We start from the raw sequence: 23,108 nt of genomic DNA, 5'->3' as shown, positions 1-23,108 counted from the left end.
CCTGGTCCACTGCGAAACGGAGTCTGTGGGCAGTAACGGACAAAATACAGCGATCTGTCCTACGACTTCTCCAGAAGCCATGAACTGTGCCCTGCTCGGGCTCGATGCTAATTTGCCTGACGATCTCGGAGGGCGAATCTTGAGCATGAAAAAAATTCTGATGCTCGGCGTAATTTCTGTGGTGCTCTCAGGCTGTGGCAGTGTCTCAACCGTGTTACAGGGGGACGCCGATGCTGCCCGTGACCTGCGCAAAAAGAAGACCTACTGCCAATCGATTCCGCGCATCTACAGTGGCGTGGCCTTCGATTTTTGCACTTTGAATGCGCCGCCCGATCCTACGGGTATGCTGGCGCCGTTTGTTTTGTTCGATCTTCCGCTGTCCGCCGTGTTCGATACGCTTTCGCTGCCTTACACGGTATATCGGCAGATTACCGATTCAAATCTGAGTATTTACTGGCGCAGAGACGGCTATTGAGTCGTTGAACCTGTTGATTCGGACCAATCGTGCAGGTGGCAATTCGCACAAGGTAATTCCCGTCATGTTTACGCTATAATCCCGCCCTTTAGCTGTCACTCGCCCTGTGCGAGGGCACATCAATTTTCAAGGCGCTTCGCGCCTGCATGCAGACTAAAGAGGCTAGACCCCTGTGGCATTGACGATTCTTGGCCTGTCCGGCGCCCTTAGCCATGATCCTTCCGCAGCCTTGTACATCGACGGCAAGCTGGTCGCGGCGGCTGAGGAAGAGCGCTTCGTACGCGATAAACATGCAAAGAACCGCATGCCCTACGAATCGGCGAAATTCTGCCTCGAGCAAGCCGGTATCAAACCTTCCGACGTTGACGTGGTGGCGATTCCATTCGCCCCGATCAGCCTGTTCGGCAAGGCCCGCTGGCATTACGCCAAGCGCTACTGGTACGCCCCGGATCGTGCTCTCGATGCGATCCTGATGGGCAACCGTCGCTACAAGCGCTATCGCAACAAGATTGTCTGGTGCCTCGAGCAACTGGGCTTCGATCCGAAGAAAATCAAGATCGAGCCGGTCGAACATCACCTGGCTCACGCCTCCAGTGCTTATCACTGCTCGGGTTTCAAAGAGAAAACCGCGATCCTCGGCATCGACGGTAAAGGTGAATACGCCACGACCTTTTTCGGTTATGGCGAAAACGGCAAGATTCACAAGATCAAGGAATTCTTCGACCCGGATTCCCTCGGTGGTTTGTACGGTGCGATCACTGAATTCCTCGGTTTCGAGATGCTCGACGGCGAGTTCAAGGTCATGGGCATGGCGCCGTACGGCGACGCCAGCAAGTATGATTTCTCGCGTCTGGCCTCGTTCGAGAATGGCGAACTGGTGATCAATACCGACTACGCCAACGTCATCGGCCTGCGTCGCTATAAGGAGAAGGGCAAAGGCTTCTACTTCTCGCCGAAGCTGATAGAGTGGCTAGGTCCGAAGCGCGAAGGCGACATCGCTGATGAGCCTTACATCCACTACGCCGCGAGCATGCAAGCGCTGTTCGAGAAGCTGGCGCTGCAGATGATCGACCACTACCTGGGCGACGTGCTCAAGGAGACCGGCAAACTGGCTTTCGCCGGTGGCTGTGCGTTGAACGTCAAGCTGAACCAGAAAATCATCGCCCGCGACGATATCAAAGAGCTGTTCGTACAGCCTGCGTCCGGCGATGCCGGCACCGCGGTCGGCGCTGCCGCTTACGTGTCGCACGCCCGTGGCGTGCCGGTCGAGAAGATGGAACACGTCTACCTTGGCCCGTCGTACAGCAACGAAGACGTGATTGCCGCCTGCGCCCGTCACGAGAACAAGCCGACCTGGCGCAAGCTCGACAACATGCCCGAGCAGATCGCCCAGATCATGGTCGATGGCAACCCTGTAGCCTGGTTCCAGGGCCGTATGGAGTTCGGTCCGCGCGCGTTGGGTGGTCGTTCGATCATCGGTTGCCCGAGCGTGGCCGGTGTCGCCGACCGCATCAACCATCAGATCAAGTTCCGCGAGCGCTGGAGGCCTTTCTGCCCGTCGATGCTCGACACCGTCGCGCCGCAGATGATCAAGATCGATCACCCGGCGCCGTTCATGACTTTCACCTTCGAAGTCGCCGAAGAATGGAAAACCCGCGTGCCGGAAGTTGTCCATGAAGACGGTACTTCCCGGGCCCAAGTGCTCAAGCGCGAATACAACCCGCGCTACTACGACATGATGAAGGCGCTGGAAAACCTCACCGGTAACGGCGTGTCGCTGAACACTTCGCTCAACCGTCGTGGCGAGCCGATGATCTGCTCGCCGACCGACGCGCTGAACATGTTTTTCGGCTCTGACCTGCAATATCTGATCATGGAAGATATTCTTGTCGTCAAAGAAGGCGTGCAAGGAAACGGTCTTGACTGAAACACTGATCAGCGTCGTCATTCCCGCGTATAACTACGCCGACTCCCTGCCTCGGGCTGTGGAGTCGGTGTTGCTGCAGTTGCATGAAGCGACGGCGGATCTGCTGGTTATCGATGACGGGTCCACTGACTCGACGCCTGAGGTAATGCAAGCGTTGCTGGCCGAACATGCCGGGCGTTTTCGTGCCATACGCCAAAGCAATGGCGGGCTGTCTTCAGTGCGCAATCGCGGGATCGAGGAAACCACCGGGCAATTTCTGATTTTTCTCGATGCCGATGACGAGATGGCTCCCGGTGCTCTGGCGGCGCTATCGCAACACATCGCCAGTCATCCTGACACGCAGATGATCATCGGCGCTCATTGGTCGATTTTCTCCGATGGCAAGCGCAGCCTGCAGGCTGTCAAGCCTTTGCCAGCCACAGTGCGACAGCGGGTCAGGGGCTATCTGCTGGACAAGACTGTGTCGATCTCCAACGGGGCCTGCGCAATGCATCGTGAGGTATTCGCACCGGGCAATTACCCCGAGCACCTGCGCAATGTCGAAGATCTGCCGGTGTTTGCCCAGGTGTTGGCGCGCTTTCCCTGCACGGTGGTCGAGCAGCCACTGGCGCTCATTTACAAGCACTCCGACAGCATGCGCCATGATCTGCGCCAGAGCCTGGCAGCGGGTACCGAACAGGTGGTTGCTGAAGTTTTTTCCAGTCAACGGATGCCACAAGAGTTCCATGATTTGCGCCAGGCTTATCTGGCGCAGCGTTGTCTGTCGTTGTTCCGCGATTGCTATTCCCATGGCGAATATGCTTTAGCGCAAACGTTCTATAAGCAAGCGTTACGCGCCGACTGGCGCATCCTCGGGCGCTGGTCATACATGCGTAAAGCCTTGCGTCTGCTGTTCAAATAAAGCGATCGTTGTTTTTTTGCGTACCTGTGGCGCGTGATGTTGAGGGGGCTGGGTGAAAGGTACGGATAGTAAATGGGCGGTCAAGGCAGCTCGGGTAATCGATGAGCGGCCGGTCAGTGTCGCGTTCTGGGCAAGCATTCTCCTTTCATTGATCGCCGTGTGGGGTACCGCAACGGTCGGTCGCGATGCCGCGCTGTACATCGATATCGCCCATCAGGTTGTCTTGCACGGGGCCGACGTGGCCTGGGCGCATTTCGACTGGCCGTGGTTCTCCATCCTTCTGGCGCTGACCAATCGCTTCCTGCTGTTGCCGCTGGAGTTGAGCGCCTATCTCTGGTGCGGTCTGTTTTTTGCCGGCACCAGTGCCTTGATGGTCGATTGTATCCGTCGACCCTCTCCCGAGCTTGCCGGCTGGGCGTGCCTGATTGTGCTGGCGATGCCAGCGGTCAATGCCTTTCGAAATGACATCATCCGCGAATGCGGTTTCTGGTTTTTCTGCACGCTGGCGTTATGGCAGGCGTTGCGTTGGCAAGCCCTGGGCGGCTGGATCAGGGCGGGTCTGATCCACTTGGCGATCGTGGCTGCTGCGCTGTTCCGGCTGGAGGCATTGCTGTTATTGCCGGCGCTCGGGCTGTGGCAATTGCCGGGTCTGTGGCGCTCTGGCCAGCGCACTCGTCTGCTGCAGTTTGCTCTGTTGCCGGCAATAGGGCTGCTGGTTGCATCGGCCTTCGGTTTTTTCATGTCGGCGCGCTTCCTTCTGTACCTGGACATGATTGCACCGCAGGGCGTCTACGAGTCGTTTCAGATGCTGTCCGAACAGTTCGGCAACTCGCTGATCAACAAGTATTCCCAGGATGAAGCCGGGCGCATCGTGTTCTTTGGCCTGCTGGCGACGATGACGATCACATTCGTCAAGCTGATGGGGCCGTTCGCTGTGCCCTTTATCCTGCGTCGCAACTGGGGTGTCTTGGGAGTTTATTGGCGAGACTATCGTCCTTTCGCCTGGGCGGCGCTGCTGTATCTCATTGTGCTGATGCTGTTTTTCATCAAGCAGCAATTCATGAACGCCCGTTATCTGAGCTTTCTCAATCTGCTGGTCGTGCCGCTGCTGGCGATGGCGCTGGCGGCATTTGCCCGGCAGTTTCCGCGCTGGACCAAAGTGCTGGTCGTAGCGGCGTTACTGGTGATGCTGTCGAATGTGATTTCGACTGGCGCAGGCAAGACCCATTACGTGGCCGCCGGGCGCTGGATGTCCGCGCACGTCGAGCCTGAGGCCAGCGCCTGGTTTGAAGACGGTCGCATCAGCTATTACGCCGGGCGCGGTTATGTGTTGCCGACGCTCACGCGTGAGCAGGCCATGTCGCCGGAGCACGCCGATGAGTATCGCTATTTCCTGATCGAGGGAAAGGGTGATGAACCGTGGCTGAGTCAATGGCTGGTGGCGCACAAGATGCGCATCATCGAGCGCTTCGCCAATCGCAAGGGTGCGACGATTCTGGTGATCGGCAAGTAAGGCTCAATTCAGCAGCAGGCGCAGGCGTTCCATCAGCGCAGCTTGTCGCTTGCTCGGCAATGCCTGGCGATAACCCTCAAGAAAAGTGCTCCCGGCGTCGCCGCCGAGCAGCCATTGCCGGTCTTGTTTGTAGCGCAGCAGGTGGGCGAAGTTGCGCAGTCGCTTGCTGTCGCTCAGGGCGCGCCTCTGGCAGCGCAGGTCGGCGATGTCGATCAATCCGAGCTGATTCTGCGGCGTCTGCACGACATTGCCGAAGTGCAGGGACCGGAAGTACACGCCTTTTTCGTGCAGTTGCGCAATGAATGCTCCCAGTTGACTGCGCAACGTCTCGGTTTCTTCGGGCGTGCCCTGCAATTGCCGTACGGTTTCGCCCGCCAGCGGTGCGTAATACACGCCATCGCGCTGAATACTTGGAATGCGATAAACCGCGATCACGTTCGGGCAGAGGATGTCGCGCTGCTGCAACGCCTTGGTGTTGTTGGCGAAGCGCTGGGCGTAAGGGAAGAACAGTGCCGAACTCAGCAGGCGTTTGCGGCGAAACAGTTTGAGCATGCGACCGTCGGCCAACCTGAGCACCTTGTCGCCGGAACCGTCGGCTTCGAGTACCTGAGCACCCTTGCGCAGTGCCTCGTAAGTGCTGTGATCAATCGATTGCATGCCTGACTCCCCATCGTGAGCCGGCTATCTTAACCGACTTGCCCAATGGCTGGCGCCCGGTGATGTTGATCGGCGCAAAAGGGCCTGTGATATCATCGCCGCCTCACTGATTTACGCGGATTCCCATGAGCAGTCCTGAACCGAAAGCCCAGTCAACGCTGGCGATCTACTTCCGCCTTTTGGCTTACGTGCGTCCTTACGCCGGCCTGTTCATTCTGAGTATCGTTGGCTTTCTGATCTTCGCATCGACCCAACCGATGCTTGCCTACATCCTCAAATATTTCGTCGACGGCCTGGCTAATCCGGAGGCCAGCCTGTTTCCCGGCAATCCTTATCTGGGCAAGTTGCAGTTGCTCGAAAGCGTGCCGTTGCTGATCGTGCTGATTGCCGTGTGGCAAGGCGTCGGTTCGTATCTGGGCAACTACTTTCTGGCGCGGGTCTCTCTCGGCCTGGTGCATGACCTGCGTGTGGTTCTGTTCAACAAGCTGCTGGATCTGCCCAACAGCTATTTCGACAAGAACAACTCCGGCCACCTGATTTCCCGCATCACCTTCAACGTGACCATGGTCACCGGAGCGGCCACCGACGCGATCAAAGTGGTGATCCGTGAGGGCATGACGGTGATTTTCCTGTTCTGCACCCTGTTGTGGATGAACTGGAAGCTGACGTTGGTGATGGTCGCCATCCTGCCGGTCATCGGCCTGATGGTGAACAGCACCAGCAAGAAATTTCGCAAGCAGAGCAAAAAGATTCAGGTCTCGATGGGTAACGTCACGCACGTTGCCTCCGAGACGATTCACGGCTACCGCGTGGTTCGCAGCTTTGGTGGTGAAACCTATGAAAAGGTGCGCTTCCACGACGCCAGCCAGAGCAATACCGACAAACAGCTGACCATGACCAAGACCGGTGCGGTATATACGCCGATGCTGCAATTGGTGACATATAGCGCCATGGCGGTGGTGATGTTTCTGGTCCTGTACCTTCGTGGTGATGCATCGCCTGGTGATCTGGTGGCCTACATCACCATGGCCGGCCTGCTGCCAAAACCGATTCGCCAGCTCTCGGAAGTCAGTTCTACGATCCAGAAGGGCGTGGCAGGCGCAGAGAGCATTTTCGAGCAACTGGACGAGCCGGCAGAAGTCGATAACGGCACGGTCGAGCGCGACCGCCTGCAAGGTCGCCTCGAAGTGCGCAACCTCAGCTTCAGTTATCCCGACAGTGACAAGAAGGTCCTTGATGACATCAGTTTCGTCGTCGAACCGGGACAAATGGTCGCGCTGGTCGGTCGTTCCGGAAGTGGCAAGTCCACCTTGGCCGGTCTGATTCCACGCTTCTACCAGCACGAGCAGGAACACGGGCAGATTCTGCTCGATGATGTGCAGGTGCAAGACCTCACTCTGCGCAGCCTGCGTCGGCAGATCGCCCTGGTGACCCAGCAGGTCACGCTGTTCAACGACACGGTGACCAACAACATCGCTTACGGCGACCTGGCCGGGGCGCCGTTCGAAGAAGTCAAACGCGCGGCCACCGAAGCCTACGCCGATGAGTTCATCGTCAAGATGCCGCAGGGCTATGAAACCCTGGTCGGCGAAAATGGTGTGTTGCTGTCCGGTGGTCAGCGTCAGCGCATCGCCATCGCACGTGCATTGCTCAAGGATGCGCCGCTGTTGATTCTCGATGAGGCCACGTCGGCCCTCGATACGGAATCGGAACGGCATATCCAGGCGGCTCTCGATCATGTGGTGCAGAACCGCACGACGCTGGTCATCGCTCACCGTTTGAGCACCATCGAAAAGGCCGACCTCATTCTGGTCATGGACGAAGGCAAGATCGTCGAGCGCGGCACCCATACTCAACTCCTGGCGCAGAATGGCTATTACGCACGCTTGCACGCCAAAGAGTTCGAAGAAGGCGACGAGCCGCAACCGACCCATGTGACCGACCTATGCTGACGGCGTTTCGCGTTTGGCGGGAGCGCGGCTGGAGCGAGATTGATCAGGCAGCCTACGCACAGGCATGGCGGCGCTTCGGTGGCAGTTTTGCAACTCATCCTGAAGTGGTGGAGCGGCTGTCGGCGTTTGTCGGCATCAAGCTGCACTACCTGGGCTGGGTCGTCGATGGCGAAGTCGTCGCGGCTGTTGCTTGCTGGGGCAGGTACGCCGCGCTGTCCAAGGAAGTGCTCAAACGCGAAGGCAAGCGCGGGCTGCTGGACATGGGCAATGCCGAACTGATTCTGCCGATTGCCGCGGATGTCGTGGTTCCAGTGCGTCAGCGCATGGCCTATGTCTCGCAGCTCAACGCCGAACAGATCAGCACTCTGCGCGCTCAGCCCGAAGGGCTGGCACTGGCGCGGCTGCCTGAGGATTATTCGAAGAAATTTCGCTACAACCAGCGTCGCGAACAACGCCTGCTGGAAGAGGCGGGTGGTGCGCTGATTCCGATGTCCGACTTGACGCCGCAAGAGCAGGCCGCCGCTTATGGCGATCTGTTCCAGCGTCGCTGGGGCTTTGATGTGCCCGGCAAAGCCGGACTGGTCGAAGTGTTCACGCTGCTGCGCGAGTTCATGACCGGTTCGGTAGTGGTGCTCGAGTCGGCGCCGGTCGCCATCCAGATTCTCTACCGTGTCGAAGCGCCGCAATGGGTATCGTTGGAATACGTCAACGGTGGTGTCGACCCGCAAAGCCGCGAGTTCAGTCCCGGCAGCGTGTTGAGTTTCGTCAACACCCAGCAGGCGTGGGCGGATGCTCAGGCACTGGGCAAGACACTGCGCTATTCGTTCGGCCGTGCCGACCGCGAATACAAGGATCGCTGGTGCCACACGGTGCCCGTCTACAAGGTCTGAAACCATGACTGCTCGCAAGCAACAGCTCCTGAAAGCCCATCGACGCAGCAAGCGCTTGTTCCTGATTGCGTTCTTGGTCGTGCTGTTGGCGGCCGGCTTCTTGCTGGGCTGGTGGCTGGTGCCGGTGCTGCTGGTCTTGGCGTGGGTGGCGCATGAGGCGTGGTTTGCCGACCATCTGTTCTATCGCGCAAGCGACGACTATCAGTACAGCTTTCCCAGCGGTACGCCGCGTCAAGCCGTGGAGCTGGATGCTGGAATCGTGCGTCTGAGCGAGCCGCTGGCGCCGGGTGAAACGCTGCTGCTGGAGCTCAAGATAACGGCCAAGTGGCTGGGCCGCTGGCGGGATCCCTATGTCGAACTGGGTGGCGATCGCCAGGATTTTGAGCGTGGCGTCGGCGGGCGGCGCTTTCTCAATCTGTCCGGGCAGGCGGCGGCGCTTGGCGACAATACCCTGACAGTGCGTGGTCGGCATTGCACGCTGAGTTCCAGCGGCACACTGTGGATCATGCGCAATCCCGATTACGCGCAGCAACGGGTCATGGTCATCGCGCCCCACGCCGATGATGCCGAGCTGGCGGCTTTCGGGCTTTACAGTCGCTGCAAAGAAGCGAGCATCGTCACCCTGACCCAGGGCGAAATCGAGGCCGAAGACTTCCAGCGCCTCGGGCTAGACAAGGCTCAGGCTGCTCGCTTGAAGGGCAGACTGCGCAGTTGGGACAGCCAGAGCATTCCATTGTGGGGCGGGGTGCCGGCCAGTCATTGTGTACAGCTGGGCTACTACTGCCTGCAGTTGCCAGCGATGGCCGAGGAGCCGGGCAAACCATTCGGCTCGCGGGAATCCGGCGAAAACGATGTGCGCAGTGTTCGGCAGCACAATCCGATCAAACTCCCCGGCGATATCGATGGTGCGCCGACCTGGATCAATCTCGTCGGTGATATACGGCAATTGCTCGAGCACTTTCGGCCCGAAGTCGTTGTCACTCCGCATCCCGAACTGGATCCGCACAGCGATCACGTCGCTACTACCCGTGCTCTGCTGGAAGCCATCGCCGCCAGTACGTGGAAACCGTCGACGTTGCTGATGTACGCCAATCATCTGCATGACAATGACCGCTGGCCCATGGGCCCTGCCGGTGGCGGTATCGCGCTGCCGCCGGCAGTCGAGCCGTTGCCGTCCGATCGTCTGTGGAGTCCATTGCTGTCAGCGGATGTGCAGTTGGACAAGGCGATGGCGCTGGCCATGGAGCATGACCTGCAGGGTCCGCTCGGATTCAAGCGGCAGTCGCGCCGGGTGATCCAGCAAGTGCTGGCCGGACGTCGCTGGCCTGTCACAGGCAGTAACGAGTTTTTCCGCAAGGCTGTTCGCCGCCACGAACTGTTCTGGGTCCGCGACCTTTCAGATTGAGGCGGACGGCGCTTTACCCTGTGGTAATATCGCGCCCCTGTTCATTTTGTATGTGGGTTGCTCCATGAAGTTGTCCATGCCGCGTTTCGATCAAGCCCCTGTCTTGGTAGTCGGCGATGTCATGCTCGACCGTTACTGGCATGGCGGAACCTCACGGATTTCCCCTGAGGCGCCGGTGCCGGTGGTCAAGGTCGAGCAAATCGAAGACCGTCCGGGCGGTGCCGCGAACGTTGCCCTGAACATTGCCGCACTGGGTGCGCCGGCGTCGCTGGTCGGTGTGACCGGTGATGACGAGGCCGCCGACAGCCTGAGCAACAGTCTCAAGGGCGCCGGCGTACGTGCCCTGTTCCAGCGCATTGCGCACCAGCCCACCATCGTCAAGCTGCGGGTCATGAGCCGGCACCAGCAATTGCTGCGTATCGACTTCGAAGAACCGTTCGCCACCGATGCGCTGGCGCTCGGCTCGCAGGTCGATGACCTGCTCGAAGGCATCAAGGTGCTGGTGCTTTCCGACTACGGCAAAGGCGCGCTGAAAAACCATCAGGCGCTGATCCAGGCTGCTCGGGCGAAAAACATCCCGGTACTGGCCGACCCGAAGGGCAAGGATTTTTCGATCTACCGTGGCGCCAGCCTGATCACCCCGAACCTGAGCGAATTCGAAGCCATCGTCGGCGGTTGCGTTGACGAACACGAACTCGTCAGCAAGGGCGCAACGTTAATGCACGATCTGGAGCTGGGAGCACTGCTGGTCACCCGTGGCGAACACGGCATGACCCTGCTGCGCCCGGATCAACCGGCGTTGCATTTGCCAGCGCGTGCCCGGGAAGTGTTCGATGTGACCGGCGCCGGCGACACCGTGATTTCGACCCTGGCCGCTGCGATTGCTGCCGGTGAGGATCTGCCACACGCCGTGGCCCTGGCCAACCTGGCGGCGGGGATTGTGGTCGGCAAGCTTGGTACCGCGGCCATCAGTGCCCCGGAACTGCGCCGCGCGATTCAGCGTGAAGAAGGCTCCGAGCGCGGTGTGCTGGGCCTTGAGCAACTGGTGCTGGCCGTCGCCGACGCCCGTGCGCATAACGAACGAATTGTCTTCACCAATGGCTGCTTCGACATCCTGCACGCCGGCCATGTGACTTATCTTGAGCAGGCACGAGCCCAAGGCGATCGACTGATTGTCGCAGTCAACGACGATGCTTCGGTCAGTCGCCTGAAAGGCCCCGGTCGCCCGATCAATAGTGTCGACCGGCGCATGGCGGTTCTGGCGGGCCTCGGTGCAGTGGACTGGGTCATCAGCTTCCCGGAAGGCACGCCAGAGAATCTGCTGCGCGAGGTAAAGCCTGATGTGCTGGTCAAGGGTGGCGATTACGGCATCGATCAGGTTGTCGGTGCAGATATCGTCACCGCTTATGGCGGTACCGTGAAAGTGCTAGGACTGGTGGAAAACAGCTCGACGACCGCAATTGTCGAAAAAATCCGCAGTCGCTGATCAGATGAATTTTTACCGTTGTGTACCGCGTGTGAACGGATTTTGCCTTGGGGATTTCACCGTTTCCGTCGATGTTGGCAGGCTTGAATCCGCTGCGCTTGCCTGCCTACGTTACGTGGTCATTTAATTTATGAAAGTCATGCTTCTGGTGATGGACGAGCAGCGGGTCATTCTCGACCGGCTCTATGACATCGTTCAGCAGAACTGCGATGAGTGTTTCATCTATCGTCTGAGCAAACAGCAGCAGATGAACCTCGGAGCCTTTCTGGCGTCGGTCGAATACCAGACCTTTGATCGCGTGGTGATCTTCTCCCGGGTCAAACGTCTGGCGCCGCAACTGCGGGTGCTCAAGTGCATTCCAGGGCTGGTGTTTCTCGAGCACGACGCCTATCAGAACTACATGCCGGCCAGTAAGTACCGTGGTGTTTATTCGCGCTTGTACAGCCGATTGCCGAGCTGCCGGGCGCTGGTTTCCGGCGCAGTGGTCGCGCACAAGATGCTCGCCGAAGGCATCGATACCGTGTTCGTCTCCAAAGGCTATGACGAGCAAATGCTGCACAACACCGGCGTCGAGCGCGATATCCCGATCGGCTTCCTCGGTAGCTTGAAGAGTACCGAGTACGCCGAGCGCAAGGCCATGCTTGAAGCCCTTTCACAGCGCACCGGGATGCTCGTGACCCGTACCAAATCGGGTGCGGAATATCTGGAAACTCTCAATCGCATCAAAATCTTCGTCAGCGCCGACATCGGCATGAACGAGTTCATGATCAAGAACTTCGAAGCCATGGCTTGCGGCTGTGTGCTGCTGGCCTGGAGCCAAGGCGAAGAAGACCGGTTGCTCGGTTTCGAAGACATGCACAACACCGTGTTCTACCGCAGCGAAGACGAGGCGGTGGCGAAGATCAAGCTGCTGCAGGACGACCCGGAACTGGCGCAGCGAATAGCCAGCAACGGCCAGGCGTTTGCTGAAAGCCGTTACTCGTTTGCGCGGGTCGGTCAGGCGCTCGCCGAAGCCATACAACGCGAGATGCGCCCATGGCAACCGCCGTCGGCTTTCACCCGGCTCTGGATCAAATTGCGTTACGGCATGAAGGTGCCCGCCTGAATGGCGGACGAATGCATGGCGCTGGATGCGCTGCCCGGTGGCGACCAGTCGGTTTTGCAAGCCTTGCCCGAAGCCCTGCGCGAATGTCTCAGCCGTGCGGCGCGGGTGATATTGATCGCTAATAATCCCGCGATTACCGCAGCTGATTTCGCAGCGCTGAATATCGGCGCTGATGACGTCGTCGTCAGTTTCAATCATTGCATCAAGGCGACGCTGCTCAACGAGCAAAGCGTGAATGTCTTCGTGCACGGCTATAACGCGCCGGACGCCTATTTCTTCGGTCTGCCCGGCAATGCGGACGTACAGCGACTGGTCGACCGCGCGGGCGAGCGCTGCTTTACCATGCTGGTGGGTTGCGCAGCACCGATGTGCCCGTTGCCGCGCGTTGCGATGTACTGGGATCGCATTCCGTTGCCGCCGCTGTGGAACTACCCGGTCGACCGCCCGGGCGGCAAGCGCTACGTCGGCCCCTCCACCGGCTTCAATACGCTGGTGCTGTTCGATTGGTTGCGTGGGCATGTCGGTTATACCTATCAGTTGATGACCCTGGGTTTCTCCAACGAGGCGGGCAAGCTCTGGAGCGGTCATGCCTGGGATTACGAGCGGGACTGGTTGCAAAGGTCCGATGTGATTGGCGTGCCGCTGCAACCCCGACGCTGGTGGCAGAAACTGTTCAAGCGCAAATAAGCCACGCCGCAGTCAGGTGCCTGCCGGGCCGAATCATTTCTTCATAGGTGCAATCGAGTGTTGAAAATTGCCGTGGCGTTTTTCGGGATTCCCAGAAACTCGCCGATCTGCTTCCCGTCAATCGAACAGAACGTACTGGCGCAGTTGCCTGCGGACAGCGAGGTGCAGTGCTTTTATCATCTGTATAAAGTCGATGAAGTGCAGAATTCGCGTTCCGGCGAGAGAGGCGAGCTGGCGGCTGACAACTATCAGCCCTTCGAATCCATGAGCGGCGCGCTGACCTCGACCGAAGGCGTGCTGGAGCGCTGGGATTTCGAGCGGGTCAAAGCGCTGGGCGATACCTGGGCCGATGACTATGCATCGCTGCGCAACCTGATCTATCAGTTGAACTCCTTGCATACGGTCACCGGCGAGATCGAGTCGTTCGATCCCGACTTCGTCGTGTTCGTGCGGCCGGACAATTTCTTCCACACGGCGCTGCCAGGCTATGTGTTCAACCACTCCGAGGCGCGGCGACACAGCGTCTATATTCCTGACTGGCAATGGTGGGGCGGTCTAAATGACCGTTTCGCCGTGTGCGGGCGCAATACCTATGTCGCCTACGGCAAACGCATCGAACGCATCTTCGATTTCTGCAAGGCGACCGGCCGCAAGCTGCACTCCGAGCGCTTGCTCAAGTTCGCCCTGCTTGAGGCAGGCGCCAAGGTCTGCACTTTGCCAACCCAGGCCTCCCGCGTGCGAATCACCGGTGCATTTGCCGAAGAGTCGTTCTCCCCCAAGCGTGGCATGGGCAAGCGCGAAAACCGCTACTTCCACTTCTTCGCGACATTGCGCACCTGGTGGGATCGCCGACGCTAGCGGCTTGCGCGTTTCCTGCCCAGCCCGACCAGGCGCAGTGCCTTGATGCTCAGTTGCTTGAGGCCGGTGCGTGGCGCTTTCGCCGGTGTCAGACCCTGTTGCACCAGCCAGTCCTTCCAGCGAATGCGTTCGTCGTGCACCACCCAACCCTGCTGCGTTGCAAAGCTTTCCGCCAGGTGAATACCGCGGGTGCTGGCCGGTATCAGCTTGTCGCGTTTGAGGGTAAACAGCTCGGCAGTTGGCGCGCCATCCTTGAGCGGCATGAGATACAAATCAGGACGTTTTCGGTCCAGACGCGCCACCAGTTGATCACCCTCCAAGCGTTCATCGACATGAAACAAGCTCAGCGATTTGGCTTCCCTGGGCACTTCCAAACGCAAATCGTAGATCAATTGCAGCGACGCGGTCGGTAGATGCACGTACGCCCGTGGCCGCTCCAGCAGTTGCAGGTTGGCGCAGCGCACCGGGCGCGCCGAACCGGACAGCGGTGTCAGGCGAAACGGCAGCGCTTCGCGGTAATGCAGCGCAGCGGAGTAGGGCGCCGGCAACCAGGTGTCATTGAAACGCCCACCGAGCCAGCCTTCCGGGGTTTCCAGCAGGCACTCTTCGGCAATTTCCTGAATTGCTGTGTGCAGCGGAATATTCAATTCGTGGGCCGGCACGTAGCCGGAAATCAGCTTCAGTACCACGTCGCCGCGATCCTGCCGACGCTGGCGCACCAGCACCCAGTAATCGCGATTCTGCCAATGCAAGGTCAGGCGCACGGACACGCCGAGGTTGGCCAGTTCCAGGGCGAAGCGCTCGCTGTCGGCAACGCTGACCGGTTTACGCCGTTGCAGGGTCTGGGCGAAGTTCAGCGGCATGCCGACGCTCTGATAGCTCAGGCCTTCGGGCGTGGCTTCGACGAACAGCGGCAGCGTCTTGAAGTTGCTCGGGTTCTTGCGGATGAGCGTGCGCGGCATATCGGCTCCTGGCTTAAGGCCGCGGGGCGGCGTCAGTGACTACGCAGGACCTGGGCAACGGTCGCTACGTTATGGGCGAGGTGCAGCGGATTGATTGTGCCGACAATAGCACTGGCGACGCCGGGCTGAGTGAACAGCAACTCGAAGCTGGCGCGCACCGGATCGACTCCCGGACTCAGACAGACATGACCGCTGGCCAAGGCTTTTTTCACCAGAATCGCTTTGCCGTGGGCAGCAGCATAGTCAATGACTGCCTTTTCGTTTTGTTCGTTCAGATTGTAGGTGACCATCGCGCAGTCGCCTTGCTCCAGCGCTTTCAGCCCACCTTCGACGGTTTTGCCGGAAAAGCCGAAGCCGCGAATCTTGCCCTCGGCCTTCAGCGCCGCGAGGGTGGCGTAGACCTCTTCGTGCTCGAGGATGGCCATGTCGTTGCCGTCCGAGTGCACGAGGACCAGATCGATGAAATCCGTTTCCAGACGTTGCAGGCTGCGCTCGACCGACATTCGCGTGTGCGCAGCGCTGAAGTCGTGGTGCGACAGGCCATCGGCAAACTCTTCGCCGACCTTGCTGACAATCACCCAATCCTGTCGCTGGCCGCGTAGCAGCGGGCCGAGGCGTTCTTCGCTGCGACCATAGGCCGGTGCGGTGTCGATCAGGTTGATGCCCAGATCCCGCGCCTGGCGCAGCAGCATGCGCGCCTCGTCATCGTCGGGAATCTGAAAGCCGTTGGGGTATTTCACCCCTTGATCGCGGCCGAGTTTGACTGTGCCCAGACCCAGCGGCGACACCGTCAGGCCGGTGCTGCCCAGCGGGCGATGCAGTTCGTGCAGAGTGGCGATGGTCATGGCAGCAGTTGCTCCCACGCGGGTAGACCGAGCGGCGGTTTCGGCAGCGGCGGCAGCGGTTCAGTCACCTGCGGCTGGATGCCGTCGCGTTGCAGCGAGGCGATAACGCGGTCGGCGAAGTCTGGCGCCAGTGCCAGTTTGGTCGGCCAGCCGACGAGCAAGCGACCTTCTTCGGCGAGGAACGCGTTGTCCGGGCGGGTCAGGCCGGTTTGCAGCGGCTCGGCGCGATCGACGCGCAGGGTTGCCCATTGCGTGGTGCTGAGGTCGATCCACGGCAACAGTTGAGCGATTTCCTTTTGCGCGGTGGCGATCTGTTCCGCCGGCTCGCGGGCCACGCCTTCGCTTTCGGCAATGTCGCCGCCCATGTACCAGACCCACTGGCCATCAGCCGCCGGATGCGTGGTCACGGTGATGCGCGGCTTGGTGCCGCCGCCCAGACAGTGCGCGTACAGCGGTTTCAAGCCGGGGCCCTTGGCGAGGATCATGTGCAGTGGTCGGCGCTGCATGGCCGGACGACTGAGGCCCAACGCTTCGAGCAGTTCGGCAGTGCCGGCGCCAGCACTGAGGACGATGCGCTGGGCGCGGATCTCACGCTCATCGACTTTCAGGCCGACCAGCACGCCGGCTTCCAGCAGCGGTTCGATGACCTGCCCGGCGAGCAGACCGTCACCGGCCAACTCGGCCAGGCGCTGGATCAGGCTCGGGACATCCACTACCAGTTCGGCGAGGCGATAGACCTTGCCCTTGAAACGCCTGTCTTGCAGGGCCGGCGGCAGTTCATCGCCCTTGACCTGATCGACCCGGCCACGCACGGCTTTGCTGGCGAAGAAACTGGTCAGGTTGCCGGCCAGCGTGCCTGGCGACCACAGATAATGCGCTTCGGACAGCAGGCGCACGCCGGACAGATCCAGCTCGCCCGTGCCGGCCAGCGCCTCGCGCCAGCGGCGCGGCATGTCGGCGATGGCTTCCGAGGCGCCAGTCAGCGCACCGTGCAGCGCGTACTTGGCGCCGCCATGGATGATGCCTTGAGATTTGACACTCTGCCCGCCACCGAGGCTGGCGCTTTCCACCAGCACGGTCGAAAAACCCTGACCGCGCAGGCGCGCATTCAGCCAGAGGCCGGCGACACCAGCGCCGACAATCAGAACGTCGGTGGAAATAACGGATGGCATGCAGCGACCTCGGAGCTTGAAGAAGCCGCAAGTTTCAAGCTTCAAGCTGCAAGCTGCAACCCGGACCAGCAAATCAGCAATGCTTGCGGCTTGCCGCTTGAAGCTTGCTGCTGCTTTTTAATGCCCCGCAGTTTTCGAAAACAGCTGAATCACAACGACCCCCAGCACGATCAACGCCATCCCCAGCATCGCCGGTACGTCGAGCTTCTGCCCGTAAATGAACAGAGCGGCGACGCTGACCATAACAATGCCCATCCCCGCCCAGACCGCGTAGGCAACGCCCACCGGTACGGTGCGCACCACCAGCGTCAGCATCCAGAATGCGATCCCATAGCCGACAATGACCAGAATCAGCGGCAGCGGCGTGCTGAAGCCCTTGACCGCTTTCATCGAAACGGTGGCGATCACTTCGGCGCAGATGGCGATGGCCAGATAGACGTAAGCGTTCATGGTTGTGATCCTCAAATAAAACGTTGCTTGCTGAGGCGATATTCTAGGGATTGCTCAGATGGGGTAAAGTCATTACCTATCTGTTCTGGAGATAGGTTGAGAGCGCGCATGCAATGGAATCTTGAGCAGCTACGCATATTTGTCGACGTCGCCGAGCAGCGTTCGTTCTCCGCCGTGGCGCGCCTACAACGCAAGGCGCAATCGGCGATCAGCAGTGCTGTTGCGATGCTCGAAGAGGATTTGGGCGTGAGCCTGTTCGAGCGCAGCAGCGGTCGGCAGCCGATGCTCACCGAGGCGGGCGCGGCGTTACTGGAGGAAGCGCGGGAAGTGTTGCGCCAGTGCGAGCGCCTCAACGGCCGCGCCATGGCCATGCTGCGCGGCCAAGAAGCGCAACTGCGTGTGGCGCAGGACGAGGCGATGCCGTATCAGGCGCTGGTGGAAAGTTTCGGTGAACTGGCCGAGCAGTTTCCCAGCCTGGAAGTGCAACTGACCAGCGCCGCCCAAGGCGAAGTTGCGCGCAAACTGGTCGAACGTCGCGCCGACCTCGGCCTGCTGTTCTATCACGATGAAATCCCCGAAGCCCTTGAGCGCCGCGTGCTGGGTCGAGTGGAAATGGTCACGGTCTGCGGCGTCAATCATCCGCTGGCGCAGCAGGCCTACGTGACCTGCCAGCAACTGGCGCAGCACCGGCAATTGCTGATGTCTACGCAGACCAGCGTCTATCCCGGCAACGAGCCGGCCAGCCCGCAGGTGTGGCGCGCCGACAGTTTTTACGTGATGTCCGAATGGCTGGTGCGGGATCTCGGCTGGGCCTGGTTACCGCGCCACGTTGTGCAGTACTCGGCGTATCAGGGCCAAATGATTGAGCTCGACAGTGAATGGACGCCGCCGGCGCTTGTGGTGGAACTGGTCTGGCGCCGCGACGAACCGCTCGGCCCCGCCGCGCGCTGGCTGGCGGAACGTTTTGCCGTGCACTTGCGGGCGATCGGCGACAAAAGCCGATAAACTCCGCCGCCATGAATAGAACTCTCTACACCGCGCTGTTTTACCTGGGGCTGCCATTGGTGGCGATTCGGCTGTGGCTGCGCGCACGCAAGGCGCCGGCGTATGCCAAACGCATTGGCGAGCGCTTTACTCTTGGCATGCCGACCCTGCAGCCCGGCGGCATCTGGGTGCACGCGGTATCGGTGGGCGAAAGCATTGCCGCCGCGCCGATGATCCGCGCGCTGCTTGAACGCTATCCGGCGCTGCCGATCACCGTGACCTGCATGACCCCGACCGGTTCGGAGCGGATTCAGGCACTGTTCGCCAACGAGGCGCGCATTCAACACTGCTATCTGCCGTATGACTTGCCTTGTGCGGCGGCGCGTTTTCTTGATCGCGTGCAGCCGAAACTTGCGGTGATCATGGAAACCGAGCTGTGGCCCAACCACATTCATCAGTGTGCCAAGCGCGGAATTCCGGTTGCGCTGGCCAATGGACGGTTGTCGCAGCGTTCCGCCAAAGGCTATGGCCGCTTCAACAAACTCACCGCGCCTATGCTTGCCGAGATGAGCCTGTTGGCGGTGCAGACCGAAGCCGAGGCCCAGCGCTTCCGCGATCTCGGCGCGCGGCCTGAATCTGTCGAGGTCACCGGTTCGATCAAGTTCGACCTGACCATCGATCCGCAATTGCTGCAGCGTGCTACCGAATTGCGTAGCCAATGGCAGGCGCAGGATCGTCCCGTGTGGATCGCCGCGAGCACTCACGAAGGCGAAGATGAAGTGGTGCTCGACGCTCATCGTCGCCTGTTGGCCAATCATCCGGATGCATTATTGATTCTGGTGCCGCGTCATCCGGAGCGCTTCAATTCGGTGTTCGACCTGTGCCAGCGCGAAGATTTCGCCACGGTACGTCGCTCGACCGGGGCCAATGTCGATGCGCAGACGAGCGTGCTGCTTGGCGACACCATGGGCGAGTTGCTGTTTCTCTATGCCCTGGCTGACAGCGCTTTTGTCGGCGGCAGTCTGGTGCCGAACGGCGGGCACAACCTGCTCGAACCCGCCGCGCTGGCGAAACCGGTACTCAGCGGCCCGCACCTGTTCAACTTCCTCGACATCGCCGCGCAACTGCGCGAAGCCGGGGCGTTGGCCGAAGTGGATGATGCCGAAGGCCTCGCAGTCGAAGTGCAGCGCTTGTTCGAACTGCCACGTGATGCGCAGCGCATGGCCGAGGCCGGGCTGGCGGTGATGCGGCGCAATCAGGGCGCGTTGCAGCGGCTGCTGGATGGCTTGGCGCGGCTGATCCAATAGTCGCCTGGAATATGACTGTGGTGAGGGGGTTTATCCCCGCTGGGTTGCGAAGCAGCCCCAAAATAATTCAACGCGGTCATTTAGAAAAACCGTGTCCACCGCTATTGCGACTGCTGCGCAGCCGGACGGGGATAAATCCCCTCACCACAGGGATTCATTCCAGATTTTTCATGGCCGCGCCTTTGGCTGGATGGTCTGGCGCGACTGATCCAATAGTCGCTTGGAATATGACTGTGGTGAGGGGATTTATCCCCGCTGGGTTGCGAAGCAGCCCCAAAACCATTCAGCGCGGTGATTCAGTCAGATCTGACAAGCAGGATTTACGACTGCTGCGCAGCCGGACGGGGATAAATCCCCTCACCACAGGGATTCATTCCAGATTTTTTATGGCCGTGCCTTTGGCTGGATGGTCTGGCGCGGCTGATCCAATAGTCGCTTGGAATATTACTGTGGTGAGGGGATTCATCCCCGCTGGGTTGCGAAGCAGCCCCGAAACCATTCAGCGTGGTGATTCAGTCAGATCTGGCAAGCAGGATTTACGACTGCTGCGCAGCCGGACGGGGATAAATCCCCTCACCACAGGGGATTCATTCCAGATTTTTCATGGCCGCGCCTTTGGCTGGATGGTCTGGCGCGGCTGATCCAATAGTCGCCTGGAATATTACTGTGGTGAGGGGATTCATCCCCGCTGGGTTGCGAAGCAGCCCCAAAACCATTCGACGCGGTGATTCAGTCAGATCTGGCAAGCAGGATTTCGACTGTTGCGCAGCCGGACGGGGATAAATCCCCTCACCACAGGGATTCATTCCAGATTTTTTATGGCCGCGCCTTTGGCTGGATGGTCTGGCGCGGCTGATCCAATAGTCGCTTGGAATATGACTGTGGTGAGGGGATTTATCCCCGCTGGGTTGCGAAGCAGCCCCAAAACCAATCGACGCGGTGATTCAGTCAGATCTGGCCAGCAGGATTTACGACTGCTGCGCAGCCGGACGGGGATAAATCCCCTCGCCACAGGGGATTCATTCCAGATTTTTCATGGCCGCGCCTTTGGCTGGATGGTCTGGCGCGACTGATCCAATAGTCGCTTGGAATATGACTGTGGTGAGGGGATTTATCCCCGCTGGGTTGCGAAGCAGCCCCAAAACCATTCAGCGCGGTGATTCAGTCAGATCTGGCCAGCAGGATTTACGACTGCTGCGCAGCCGGACGGGGATAAATCCCCTCACCACAGGGATTCATTCCAGATTTTTCATGGCCGCGCCTTTGGCTGGATGGTCTGGCGCGGCTGATCCAATAGTCGCCTGGAATATTACTGTGGTGAGGGGATTTATCCCCGCTGGGTTGCGAAGCGGACCCAAAACCATTCAACGCGGTAATTCAGTCAGATCTGGCAGGCAGCATTTACGACTGCTGCGCAGCCGGACGGGGATAAATCCCCTCGCCACAGGGGATTCATTCCAGATTTTTCATGGCCGCGCCTTTGGCTGGATGGTCTGGCGCGGCTGATCCAATAGTCGCTTGGAATATTACTGTGGTGAGGGGATTCATCCCCGCTGGGTTGCGAAGCAGCCCCAAAACCATTCAGCGCGGTGATTCAGTCAGATCTGGCAAGCATGATTTACGACTGCTGCGCAGCCGATCGGGGATAAATCCCCTCGCCACAGGGAATTCATTCCAGATTGTTTATGGCCGGGCCTTGAGCTGCGCCTCGGCCGCCGACGCCAGATCCGGCGGCAGGAAATCCTTGTCAGGGTTGTAGTCGGCTTTCAGATAGCGCCGCAGGTCTTCCAGGTCACCCGGGTTCAGCGTCCCCGCCGCCTGCTTCAGGCGCAGGTTGTCGAGGATGTAGTCGTAGCGGGTGTTGTTGTAATTGCGCACCGAGGTGTACAGCTGACGCTGCGCGTCGAGCACGTCGACGATGTTGCGTGTGCCGACCTGATAACCGATTTCAGTGGCTTCCACCGCGCTCTGGTTGGAGATGATCGACTGGCGGCGCGCCTGCACCTGCTCGACGTCGGTGTTCACCGCGCGGTGCAGATTGCGGGTGTTTTCCACCACCTGCCGGCGCAGCGATTCGCGCTGCTGTTCGCTCTGATCCAGTTGCGCATAGGACTGACGCACTTGCGAACTGGTCAGCCCGCCGCTGTAGATCGGGATGTTCAGTTGCAGGCCCAGGGTGCTCTGCTCGACGTTGCCGCCATAAGGCGCGCCGAACGAGTTGGGGTTGGCAAAGCCGAGGGCGTCGTTGTCGCCTTTCTCGTATTTCGCCACGGCGTCGAGGGTCGGCAAGTGGCCGGCCTTGCGCTGCTTGAGTGTCTGCTCGGCAGAGCTGACCGCGTAGTTGCTGGCGAGCAGATTGAGGTTCTGCCGCGCCGCCGTGTCGACCCAGGATTTCGCATCGTTGGGCGCGGGCGGCAAGATCGGTAGCGTATGAACGATGCCCTGAATCGAGTTGTACTGGCGGTTGGTCAGGGTGATCAACGCCTGGAACGCATCATCGACCTGACGCTGGGCGACGATGCGGTTGGCTCGCGCGGTGTCGTAACTGGCTTGCGATTGCAGCACGTCAGTCTTGTCCGAAAGGCCGACATCGAAGCGCTCATTGGACTGATCGAGCTGACGTTTGAACGCCGCTTCTTCAGCTTTGGTCGAGGCCAGATTGTCCTGGCTGCGCAGCACGTTGAAGTAGCTTTCGGCGCTCTGCAGGATCAGGTTCTGTTCGGTCGCCGACAGTTGCAGCGCGGCCTGTTCGTTGACGTCCTTGGCTGCTTGATACTGGAACCAGCGATCGGCGCGGAACAGCGGCTGCGCGAGGGTCGCCTGATAGGAATGCGCGCTGCGGTTGGCGATGGCCGAAGGCTGGTCGATCGAGGTGCGCACGTCAGCAACTTCGGCGCCACCGGACAGGTTCGGCAGCAGACCGGCGCGGGCCTGCGGCACCACTTCTTTCTGCGCGCCATACTGGGCGCGGGCCGCGGCGAGGTCGGCGTTGTTGTCGACCGCTTCCTGATAGACGCTGACCAGATCGGTTTTGGTCGACAAGGGTGCTTCCGCTGCCCAGGCCATTGTGTTGGACGCACAGGACACGGCAACAGCCAATGAAAGTTTGCGCAGCATGAGGCGATCCCTAGCATGAATATTATGGAAGTAATCCGGGCGCCAAAGGTAAGGCGCGGCCTGCACAGCGTCAAGGCTGAGCAGGCCCAGCGAGTGTAGTTGCGCATTGCTCCGGCAACAATCGGCCAACCTGGGTATTTACGCCATTCATCATGGCGTTCGCTGCGGTGTTGGCGTTCCTTGATGGTTGTGTCTAGACTGGCCGGGTTCTTGTCGGGGTGCCTTGCTATGAGGCTGAGATCGAATAATTTCGGATCCCGTTGAACCTGATCAGGTTAGCGCCTGCGTAGGGAACAAGATTTCTCGTCACCCGGCGAGTCCTCTTGTGCTTCGTCCGGGATATTGTTCGACAATCGAACGCCATGACGAATGCACAGCACCGGTCCTGGTGCGTCCGTGCCTTTCAGGTTCTGCT

At 59.9% G+C, this 23,108-nt stretch carries 19 protein-coding genes and 1 riboswitch; of the genes, 13 read left to right on the top strand and 6 right to left on the bottom strand.

Annotation, left to right across the window (positions count from 1 at the left end; genetic code table 11):
* The first annotated feature begins 139 nt into the window (after positions 1–139).
* The 4 genes from J5M66_RS07655 (at position 140) to J5M66_RS07640 (ending at position 4,816) form a co-directional block, all read left to right on the top strand.
* On the top strand, positions 140–475 hold the full coding sequence (locus J5M66_RS07655) for a YceK/YidQ family lipoprotein (RefSeq protein WP_122508680.1): 336 nt from the start codon (positions 140–142) through the stop codon (positions 473–475).
* Between the two features lie 172 nt (positions 476–647).
* Positions 648–2,402, top strand: coding sequence for a carbamoyltransferase (locus J5M66_RS07650; protein WP_130899576.1), 1,755 nt, complete (start codon positions 648–650; stop codon positions 2,400–2,402).
* The gene (locus J5M66_RS07645; RefSeq protein WP_130899577.1) at positions 2,395–3,303 is read left to right on the top strand and encodes a glycosyltransferase family A protein; all 909 of its coding nucleotides are present in this window, start codon (positions 2,395–2,397) and stop codon (positions 3,301–3,303) included. Before J5M66_RS07650 ends, J5M66_RS07645 begins: the two co-directional genes overlap by 8 nt.
* Positions 3,304–3,355: 52 nt before the next feature.
* Positions 3,356–4,816 (top strand): hypothetical protein, encoded by a 1,461-nt coding sequence (locus J5M66_RS07640; protein ID WP_207807703.1) that lies wholly within the window; start codon positions 3,356–3,358, stop codon positions 4,814–4,816.
* Positions 4,817–4,819: 3 nt separating this feature from the next.
* On the opposite strand, the gene J5M66_RS07635 is transcribed toward J5M66_RS07640, so the two are convergent.
* Positions 4,820–5,473 (bottom strand): lipopolysaccharide kinase InaA family protein, encoded by a 654-nt coding sequence (locus J5M66_RS07635; protein ID WP_122508553.1) that lies wholly within the window; start codon positions 5,471–5,473, stop codon positions 4,820–4,822.
* Positions 5,474–5,598: 125 nt separating this feature from the next.
* Here J5M66_RS07635 and msbA point away from each other — a divergent pair, with 125 nt between their 5' ends.
* The 7 genes from msbA (at position 5,599) to J5M66_RS07600 (ending at position 13,856) form a co-directional block, all read left to right on the top strand.
* The gene (msbA, locus tag J5M66_RS07630) at positions 5,599–7,425 is read left to right on the top strand and encodes a lipid A export permease/ATP-binding protein MsbA (RefSeq protein ID WP_130899579.1); all 1,827 of its coding nucleotides are present in this window, start codon (positions 5,599–5,601) and stop codon (positions 7,423–7,425) included.
* Positions 7,419–8,315, top strand: coding sequence for a GNAT family N-acetyltransferase (locus J5M66_RS07625; protein WP_207807704.1), 897 nt, complete (start codon positions 7,419–7,421; stop codon positions 8,313–8,315). Before msbA ends, J5M66_RS07625 begins: the two co-directional genes overlap by 7 nt.
* A 4-nt stretch (positions 8,316–8,319) precedes the next feature.
* Complete coding sequence (locus J5M66_RS07620; RefSeq protein ID WP_207807705.1) at positions 8,320–9,720, top strand: PIG-L family deacetylase; 1,401 nt, start codon at positions 8,320–8,322, stop codon at positions 9,718–9,720.
* Between the two features lie 64 nt (positions 9,721–9,784).
* Positions 9,785–11,206 carry a bifunctional D-glycero-beta-D-manno-heptose-7-phosphate kinase/D-glycero-beta-D-manno-heptose 1-phosphate adenylyltransferase HldE gene (hldE, locus tag J5M66_RS07615; protein WP_076565323.1) on the top strand — a complete coding sequence of 474 codons (1,422 nt, stop codon included), beginning with the start codon at positions 9,785–9,787 and terminating at the stop codon, positions 11,204–11,206.
* A gap of 130 nt (positions 11,207–11,336) precedes the next feature.
* The gene (locus J5M66_RS07610) at positions 11,337–12,311 is read left to right on the top strand and encodes a glycosyltransferase (RefSeq protein WP_207807706.1); all 975 of its coding nucleotides are present in this window, start codon (positions 11,337–11,339) and stop codon (positions 12,309–12,311) included.
* Positions 12,312–12,998 carry a hypothetical protein gene (locus J5M66_RS07605; protein WP_123443968.1) on the top strand — a complete coding sequence of 229 codons (687 nt, stop codon included), beginning with the start codon at positions 12,312–12,314 and terminating at the stop codon, positions 12,996–12,998. It begins immediately after the preceding gene.
* A gap of 57 nt (positions 12,999–13,055) precedes the next feature.
* The gene (locus J5M66_RS07600) at positions 13,056–13,856 is read left to right on the top strand and encodes a hypothetical protein (protein WP_123443967.1); all 801 of its coding nucleotides are present in this window, start codon (positions 13,056–13,058) and stop codon (positions 13,854–13,856) included.
* Here the strand turns inward: J5M66_RS07600 and J5M66_RS07595 are convergent.
* From J5M66_RS07595 to J5M66_RS07580, 4 genes are all read right to left on the bottom strand, one after another.
* Complete coding sequence (locus J5M66_RS07595; RefSeq protein ID WP_071174214.1) at positions 13,853–14,818, bottom strand: metal ABC transporter ATPase; 966 nt, start codon at positions 14,816–14,818, stop codon at positions 13,853–13,855. The two genes, J5M66_RS07600 and J5M66_RS07595, sit on opposite strands and share 4 nt — an antisense overlap.
* A gap of 32 nt (positions 14,819–14,850) precedes the next feature.
* Entirely contained in the window at positions 14,851–15,663 is an 813-nt protein-coding gene (locus tag J5M66_RS07590) for an aldo/keto reductase (RefSeq protein WP_207807707.1), read from the bottom strand.
* The gene (locus J5M66_RS07585) at positions 15,660–16,835 is read right to left on the bottom strand and encodes an FAD-dependent oxidoreductase (RefSeq protein WP_207807708.1); all 1,176 of its coding nucleotides are present in this window, start codon (positions 16,833–16,835) and stop codon (positions 15,660–15,662) included. The genes J5M66_RS07590 and J5M66_RS07585 overlap by 4 nt, the downstream gene beginning before the upstream one ends.
* A gap of 117 nt (positions 16,836–16,952) precedes the next feature.
* Positions 16,953–17,285: a multidrug efflux SMR transporter gene (locus J5M66_RS07580; protein WP_016771980.1), complete on the bottom strand. Its 333-nt coding sequence runs from the start codon at positions 17,283–17,285 to the stop codon at positions 16,953–16,955.
* 108 nt (positions 17,286–17,393) lie between these two features.
* Between J5M66_RS07580 and J5M66_RS07575 the strand changes: the two genes are divergently transcribed.
* A complete protein-coding gene (locus J5M66_RS07575) occupies positions 17,394–18,290 on the top strand; it encodes a LysR family transcriptional regulator (protein WP_123443964.1) in 897 nt (298 codons plus the stop codon).
* An 11-nt stretch (positions 18,291–18,301) separates the two neighbouring features.
* Entirely contained in the window at positions 18,302–19,576 is a 1,275-nt protein-coding gene (gene waaA, locus J5M66_RS07570; protein ID WP_207807709.1) for a lipid IV(A) 3-deoxy-D-manno-octulosonic acid transferase, read from the top strand.
* A gap of 1,683 nt (positions 19,577–21,259) precedes the next feature.
* Here the strand turns inward: waaA and J5M66_RS07565 are convergent.
* Complete coding sequence (locus J5M66_RS07565) at positions 21,260–22,693, bottom strand: TolC family outer membrane protein (protein WP_016771977.1); 1,434 nt, start codon at positions 22,691–22,693, stop codon at positions 21,260–21,262.
* 204 nt (positions 22,694–22,897) lie between these two features.
* Positions 22,898–23,003, top strand: a riboswitch (TPP riboswitch).
* Positions 23,004–23,108: the final 105 nt, after the last annotated feature.

The organism is Pseudomonas sp. 67(2021), from assembly GCF_017491835.1.
Lineage (GTDB): Bacteria > Pseudomonadota > Gammaproteobacteria > Pseudomonadales > Pseudomonadaceae > Aquipseudomonas > Aquipseudomonas atacamensis.
This window is presented reverse-complemented; position numbering and strand designations above follow the sequence as displayed.